This is a genomic window from Mesorhizobium sp. M7A.F.Ca.US.006.04.2.1 (genome assembly GCF_004022915.1).
GTDB classification, from domain to species: domain Bacteria; phylum Pseudomonadota; class Alphaproteobacteria; order Rhizobiales; family Rhizobiaceae; genus Mesorhizobium; species Mesorhizobium ciceri.
This window is the reverse complement of the sequence record NZ_RZQA01000353.1, coordinates 1-6085: the sequence shown is the minus strand read 5'-3', so window position 1 is coordinate 6085 and position 6085 is coordinate 1. Positions and strand designations below refer to the sequence as shown.

The window sequence follows — 6085 nt, the reverse complement described above, 5'->3', positions numbered from 1 at the left end:
CCCCTGTCGTTTTCATGCCGGCCTTCTCCAAGGCAAAGCAGATCACCTCGCGGATGTGCGGGTCATCGTCGGCGACGAGGATGTGATGCGGCATGGATCAGCGGCCCGGCATGGAAGGTTCGATAGCGGAGGGAATCACGAACGGCTCCTTGGTGTCGAGATATCGAAGCAGCCGCCAGTCGCGAAAGCTCCAGGCCCGCCAGTTCTGCTGGATAGTTCGATACCAGATTTCGTCGCTGCCGCGCACGCCGGCCAGTTCGCGGACAGTGCCGGCGGCCGCCGTCTTGCCCTGGTGCTCGAGGAAGCGATCAAGCGCGGGAAACGCGCCCGGACCGAGCGAGTGAAGATACCAGGCGTCTAGGGGAATGCCCTGGCCGGTCATTTCGAGGGAATGGTCGACATTGTAGTTGGCGATCGTTGCTGCGAAATTGATGAAACAGCCGGCATAAAGCGTCAGGGATAACGTCAGAAGATTGGCGGACAGCAGCCATTCGTTGGATTTTCTAAGCGCGATGCGGGCAATGATCAGGGCAAGGCCTGATGCCACCAGCCCCATCCAGACAAAGGCGGCGACGCGCCAGTAGGTCAATGCATAGATGCCGATATAGAGGTCGAGCCGCAGGATCGACGAGATGACCAGCATGATGTTCTGCGCCACCCAGACATAGACCAGCCGGCGGATCAGCGGATCGGCCGAGGTTTCGCTGCCGGGTCGCAGCGCTGCCAGCACGAAGCCGGCGGCAAGCAGTGCCGTGACGATCAAGGGATAGGCGCCACGATGCGCGTAGGAGGCGTAGCTAAGCCCATCGGGAAGCGCTGCCCCGCCCCACAGATAGGCGGCGTCGAGCGCCGTCTGCAGCGCAAACAGGATGTTGAAGACGATCAGGGCGCGCAGGATGGCGGCCTTGCCGAACAGGATGTCTTCGATGGTGGTGGCGGTTTTGCCGGCTTGAGCGCTGACCGCCGGCAACGCGCGCGGGATGCGGCGAACCAGGCGCGGCAGGCGCGGTCGCAGAAAAGCCCAGACAGCGGCGAGCACGAACAGCCAGAAGGCAATCCGCGCCAGCTGGATAAGATCGAGCAGCCTCACGAGATCGATCAGCGACAGCCAATAGTCGATGACCGGATTGGCGGCACCGAACAGCGCCAGGAAGACCGCGCCCAGCGTCAGCGGCATCACCCAGACGGCGATCGCCGCCAGCCGGATGCGACGCCCACCGAACCGCCGCGCCGTCCTGCGCCAGCGGATGAAATCAATGACGAAGCGGAACGGCGCCGCCAGCCCGAACAGCACGATCTGCCCGGCAATGCGGGCGATGCTGTGCCGCAGCCGGCCGCTCAACGAAAGCGCGAAGACGGTCAGCGCCGCCAGCGCGATCGAGACCGACAGGGTGCTGACGTTTTCAGCCAGCGGCAGCAGCGCGACAAGCAAGGCGATGGGCTTGAGCCAGACCCGGCCGTCGTTGAAGGCGGCCGGGTGCACAGCCACGACCGCCGCGGCAATCAGCAGGGCGAACAGGAGAACCGTGATCCCGGCGGGCTGGCCATAGAACAGAAAATCCGCGAGCGCTGCCAGCAGGATGGCGACACCGAAACGGCTGCAATAGCTCGGCGCGGCGGAGAACAACGCTGTCATGACCTGGCTTTCCTGATGGCTTCCAGCCGAACCGTTGGCGGGCTTTTGCGGACAAAGGGAATGAGGGTTGCGACGGGACACGCGCGCGGCGGATCGGCCAGCCACCAGCCCTCGCTACGCAGTCGGTGAGTCAGGGACCAACGGGGCTTTGCTCGCTTGTGCATGCCGCTTGTCTCGCAAGCGGGCGGGGAAACGGCAGGGCGGATCCGAGGAGGTTTTCCGCAGGCCCGTGCAGTTTTCGTGCAGGGGTAAACGCTGCCGATCTCCCCCCTCGTGGGGGAGATTGGTAGCTTCATGCCCCGACTTGCCTCACCCGCCCACAAGCGGCATAGATCAGCCATGGAAACCTACCGTCCGCGCCGCTCCGTGCTCTACATCCCGGCCTCCAGCGACAAGGCCTTGGCCAAGATCGCGCAGCTTGCCTGCGATGCCATCATCATCGACCTGGAAGACGCCGTCGCTCCGGCCGACAAGATCGCCGCCCGCGAAAAACTGGCCGGCATTTTCGCCGGCCATTCCGAGAGACGCTGCGAGATGATCGTGCGCATCAATGCGATATCAGGCGAATGGGGCGCCGACGACCTGCTGGCTGCCGCAAGCTGCGAACCCGACGGCATCCTTCTGCCCAAGGTCGACACGCCGCGCGACCTGCTCGAGGCCGGCGACGTGCTTGACGACAATTTTACCCCCGACAGCGTGAAACTATGGGCGATGATCGAGACGCCCAAGGCGCTGCTCAACATCGGCGCCATCGCCGAACTTGGCCGCGATCCGGCCTCGCGGCTCAATTGTTTCGTTGCCGGAACGAATGATCTGGTCAAGGAGACCGGCATTCTGGCGACGCCTGATAGGCGCTACCTCGTGCCATGGCTGATGCAGATGGTGCTGGCCGCACGCGCCGGCGGCATCGACATGCTCGACGGCGTCTCCAACGATTTTCGCGACCTCGACGCCTTCGCCCATGAATGCGCGGAAGCCGCGGCCATGGGGTTCGACGGCAAGAGCCTCATCCACCCGGCCCAGATCGAAGCCGCGAACCGCGCCTTCGTGCCGTCCACGGAAGCGGTGGCCGAGGCACGCTCGGTGAAGGAAGCCTTCGCGCTCGCCGAGAATGCCGGCAAGGGTGTGATCGCGCTGAACGGCAGGATGGTCGAGCGGCTGCACCTGGCGCAGGCCGAAAAACTGCTGGCGAAGGCAGCCGCCATCGGGTCATAAATGCTCGATGGATGCGAGCGGGCTACAGCTACTCACGACAGGAATTGAACAATGAAACTCTACCGCTTTCTGTCCGCTCCGGACGATGCCAGCTTCTGCCACAAGGTGACAGCGGCGCTGAACAAGGGCTGGCATTTGTTCGGCTCGCCGACCTATGCCTACGACAAGAAGGCCAAAGCGATGCGTTGCGGCCAGGCCGTGGTCAAGGATATCGACGGTCAGGAATACGGGCCCGATACCAAGCTGAGTGACTGGTAGATTTGAAAAGCTCCGACGCAGGGTGTGTTGAGATTCAGGTCAGGCCGAGTCGAAAATGGTGGTTTCCGAGAACCGGAGCGGAGCGTACTTTTGGGTACGTGAGCACAGTTCTACCGCGACGCGGTAGAGCGGGGAAGCGCAGGAAGCCATCATTTGCAGGCCGGCATCACCTGAATATCAGCGCACCCCTACTCCGCCGCCTCTTCGATCTTCTCCATATCTTCGTCCGACAGGCCGAAATGGTGGCCGATCTCGTGGATCAGCACGTGGGTGACGATGTCGCCCAGCGTCTCTTCGTTCTCGGACCAGTAATCGAGGATGGCGCGGCGGTAGAGCGTGATGCGGTTCGGGCCTTCGCCGGTCTGCGGGTTCCAGCGCTCGGCGATGCCGCGTCCCTCGAACAGGCCGAGCAGGTCGAATGGCGTTTCCAGCGACAGATCGTCCATGATTTCGTCGGTTGGGAATTCGGCGATCTGGATGACGATCTCGCCGGTCAGCTTGCGAAAATCCTCCGGCAGATGGGCGTACGCCTCCAGCGCCAGGAACTCCATTTCGTCCATCGAGGGCGAGAGTTCGTCGTGCCAGGTGCGGGTCTTGTAGATGCGGGCCATGCTTTGTCCTTTGATCCCGGCATATAGGCTTTCGCACCGGAATCGGCAAATGAACGGGCCGATGCGCCTGCGCCATCCCTGCAGAGAGGAATAAATTCTCCATGACTCTGCTTGACTCTTGGGATGCGCTCTGGAATCTATAGGAACATAACAGGAACAATTGTGAGTGGAAGCTGACCGTCATGGCGATGACCGCCGTGGCGCGGGAGACTGTTTTTGCCCTGCGCCGCCAGATCGCGAACATCGAGGGAACGCTGCCCGAGCGCTTGGCTGCGCCGGCAGCCGCACCCTTTGATGCTGACGTCAACACTGATCTCACAATCGTCCGGCGTGGCATTGCCGCGGCGTTGCCGGATGCGTTCCTGCCTATCGGCGTCGGGCGCCTCGATGCCGCCCTGAGCGGCGGGCTGCCGAAGGCCGCCCTGAGCGAAATCCATGGGCTTGAAACCCGCGATGCCGGGGCCGTCGCCGGCTTCGCTTTGTCGCTCACCAGCCTGATCCTCAAGCAAACGCCGGGGCTGCCGGTGCTGTGGATCGGCACATCGGAGATTTTTCGCGAGGCCGGCTTTCCCTATGCCAGGGGGCTTCACGCCTCGTTCGGCATCGAGCCGGAGCAATTGCTGTTTTCTGAGGCGCCAAGGCTCGTCGATGCACTGTGGGTCGCCGAGGAGGCGGCCCGGATGACGGCGCTCGCCGCCGTCATCCTGGAAATCCGCGGCAATCCGCAGCGGCTTGACCTGACCGCGACACGCCGGCTGCATGCAAGGGCGCAAGCGGCCGGCCGGCCGGTGTTCCTGCTGCGGCAGGCGGCTGGGCCCGAACCGACGGCGGCACCCGTCCGCCTCATCGTCGCCTCGGCGCCGGCGGTGCCGCGCGACACCATCGCCGGGCCGCTGGCCGGCTCGATCGGCCGCCCGGCCTTCACCCTCACCATCGGCAAGAGCCGCACGGCCCTGCCTGGACAATTCACACTGGAGTGGAACCCCGATGAACGCGCATTCGACGAAAGAGCGGGCGAGGCAAGAGACCGGGCAAAGAATCCTGTCCCTGTGGTTTCCCTATCTGGCGGCGGAAAGGATCCTGCGCCAGCGTCTGGGGCGGTCCTGGCGTTCCCGGCCGTCGGATCACCCATCTCACCCGCCGCTCGTGATCAGCCATCGCGACCGCAACGCACAGCGCATCTCGGCCCTCGACGAGCGGGCTGAGGCGCTGCACCTGAAGCGCGACATGGGCATCGCCGATGCGCGCGCCATGCATCCGTCGATCGACGTCGTCGAGGCCGATCCGGAAGCCGATCGCCGCCTGCTCGAAGGCCTCGCCGACTGGTGCGACCGCTACACCCCGCTGGTGGCGCTGGACGGGGCAGACGGCCTGTTTCTCGACGTCACCGGCTGCACCCATCTGTTCGGCGGCGAGCGCGCCATGCTGGACGACATCCTGTCGCGCTTCTTCCATCAGGGTTTCGATGTCCGCGCCGGGCTTGCCGCGACGCCGGGTGCGGCCTGGGCGGCGGCACGCTTTTGCGGCGACCGCATCGTTGTGTCAGGCGAGGAGGAGGCGCTGCTGGCGCCCCTGCCGCTGGCCGCGCTGCGCATAGAACCTTCGACCCGCACCAGCCTGGAAAGTGTGGGCCTGCGCACGGCGGGCGCCGTCATGGCGGCACCGCGCGCGCCGCTCGCCCGCCGCTTCGGCGCCCTGCTGCTCCTGCGCCTCGACCAGGCGCTTGGCCGGCTCGACGAGGCGGTGTCGCCGCGCCTGCCCGTCGCGCCGCTTTCGGTCGAACGCCACCTCGCCGAACCCGTCACCCTGACCGAGGACATCGAACGGCTGGTGGGCATGCTGGCGGCGACCTTGAAGACCGACCTCGAGCGCCGCGGCGAGGGCGCCCGGACGCTGGCGCTGCTGCTCTTTCGCGTCGACGGCGCCGTCAGCCGCATCGCGCTCGGTACCTCGCGGCCGATGCGCGAACCCATGCTGATCCAGAAACTGTTCCATGAAAGGCTGGCCGCGCTCGAACAGGATATCGATGCCGGCTATGGTTTCGATCTGGTGCGGCTCTCAGTGTTGGCATCAGCCACCTTCGACATGCAGCAGGCCGATCTTGCCGGCGAGGTGACCGACGACGGCGCCGATATCGCGCTGTTCGCCGACCGCATCCGCGCCCGGCTCGGCGATGGCGCGGTTCTCCGGCCGGTCGCGGTCGAAAGCCATCTGCCGGAGCGTGCCGTCGCCACCATCCCCTTCACCGACGCGCCGTGCCGGACCACGCCGCCGAAGAAGCCGGACAGGCTGCAGGCACCAAAAACCATATTTCCGCCGGAACGACCGATCCGGCTGTTCCGCTCGCCCGAACCCATCGATGTGC

6 protein-coding genes and 1 pseudogene are annotated in these 6085 nt (G+C 65.1%); 4 read left to right on the top strand and 3 right to left on the bottom strand.

Features of this window, described 5'->3' with window-relative positions; all coding sequences use genetic code 11:
• Window positions 1-94: pseudogene (locus tag EN925_RS40800) on the bottom strand (two-component system response regulator CreB); the annotation flags it as partial.
• 3 nt (window positions 95-97) lie between these two features.
• Window positions 98-1636: a DUF4173 domain-containing protein gene (locus EN925_RS19175; protein ID WP_127368500.1), complete on the bottom strand. Its 1539-nt coding sequence runs from the start codon at window positions 1634-1636 to the stop codon at window positions 98-100.
• Between the two features lie 339 nt (window positions 1637-1975).
• Here EN925_RS19175 and EN925_RS19170 point away from each other — a divergent pair, with 339 nt between their 5' ends.
• Both EN925_RS19170 and EN925_RS19165 read left to right on the top strand, forming a co-directional pair.
• Window positions 1976-2851: a CoA ester lyase gene (locus EN925_RS19170; RefSeq protein WP_024504050.1), complete on the top strand. Its 876-nt coding sequence runs from the start codon at window positions 1976-1978 to the stop codon at window positions 2849-2851.
• A 51-nt stretch (window positions 2852-2902) separates the two neighbouring features.
• Window positions 2903-3109: a DUF1737 domain-containing protein gene (locus tag EN925_RS19165; protein ID WP_013528780.1), complete on the top strand. Its 207-nt coding sequence runs from the start codon at window positions 2903-2905 to the stop codon at window positions 3107-3109.
• A gap of 188 nt (window positions 3110-3297) precedes the next feature.
• On the opposite strand, the gene EN925_RS19160 is transcribed toward EN925_RS19165, so the two are convergent.
• On the bottom strand, window positions 3298-3720 hold the full coding sequence (locus EN925_RS19160; protein WP_013528779.1) for a metallopeptidase family protein: 423 nt from the start codon (window positions 3718-3720) through the stop codon (window positions 3298-3300).
• Window positions 3721-3902: 182 nt separating this feature from the next.
• On the opposite strand from EN925_RS19160, the gene EN925_RS40795 reads away from it, so the two are divergent.
• Window positions 3903-4925, top strand: coding sequence for a hypothetical protein (locus EN925_RS40795; RefSeq protein ID WP_127368502.1), 1023 nt, complete (start codon window positions 3903-3905; stop codon window positions 4923-4925).
• Window positions 4867-6085, top strand: a 1219-nt coding sequence (locus EN925_RS19150; RefSeq protein WP_164894278.1) for a DNA polymerase Y family protein, incomplete at its 3' end; no start/stop codon positions are given. The genes EN925_RS40795 and EN925_RS19150, both read left to right, overlap by 59 nt.